Raw genomic sequence first — 984 nt, 5'->3', positions numbered from 1 at the left:
GAACCTTTCAAAAAGAAGCGAGGCAGGCTGTTCCCGAGCATATGAGACGAGTGGCTGAAGGAATTGCAGCGGGCTATGGGGCACAAGCAGAATTCAAGTGGTTTCCTTATTTGCCTTCCGTTCAGAATGACGGCACATTTTTGAATGCGGCATCCGAAGCTGCGGCACGGCTTGGCTATCAAACCGTTCACGCTGAGCAGTCTCCGGGCGGAGAAGACTTCGCTCTGTATCAAGAGAAGATTCCGGGATTTTTTGTCTGGATGGGAACGAACGGGACGGAGGAGTGGCATCATCCGGCCTTTACACTGGATGAAGATGCCCTTACGGTTGCCTCTCAATACTTTGCGGAGCTGGCGGTTATTGTATTGGAGACCATCAAATGAGCAAACAAGGGCTGACAGCAGGTCTTGCAGAGGCTGTGAGAACGTCACAACCTGAGCATTCAGTTGACGCGATTCACGAAGCAAAAAAAGGATTACTTGATTTTACTGCCGCTTCATTCGCAGGAAGAGAAGATAAAGGAATTCAAAAGCTCCTCCGTCTGATAGAGGATGAAGGAGGCCTGCCCCTTGTTCCTATTATCGGACAGGGCAAAAAGGCCGCGCCATTACAATCCGCGATGCTCAATGGATTTATCGCCCATGCATTGGATTTTGATGATGTCCATTCCGATGTAAGAGGACACCCCAGTGCCGTCATCGTACCGGCCCTTATTGCATCTGCCGCTCGCGGACATGACGAGCGTCTTCTTGGCGCTTATGTTGTTGGTGTTGAAGTGATGGCACGGCTGGGAGAATCAATTGGAAGCCGCCACTATGAAAAGGGCTGGCATAATACAGGAACGCTTGGTGCTATCGCTGCTGCCTGCGCCGTAGGTTATGCTGAGGAGCTTACTCAGGAAGAGTTGGAAAAAGCAATTGGTTTTGCGGCTACGCAATCTGCTGGGATGAGGGTGCAATTTGGAACAGAAATGAAACCGCTGCA

At 50.7% G+C, this 984-nt stretch carries 1 protein-coding gene and 1 pseudogene; both read left to right on the top strand.

The features are described from left to right. Positions 1–383: pseudogene (gene sndB / locus ACWHAR_RS23695) on the top strand (N-acetyl-sulfur-metabolite deacetylase SndB); the annotation flags it as partial. Next, on the top strand, positions 380–984 hold a 605-nt coding region (locus tag ACWHAR_RS23690), incomplete at its 3' end, for an MmgE/PrpD family protein (protein WP_452088016.1). The pseudogene sndB and the gene ACWHAR_RS23690, both read left to right, overlap by 4 nt.

Source organism: Bacillus sp. LR--39, assembly GCF_053613335.1.
Note: the sequence above shows the minus strand (reverse complement) of the source record. Positions and strands in the feature narration are given on the sequence as shown.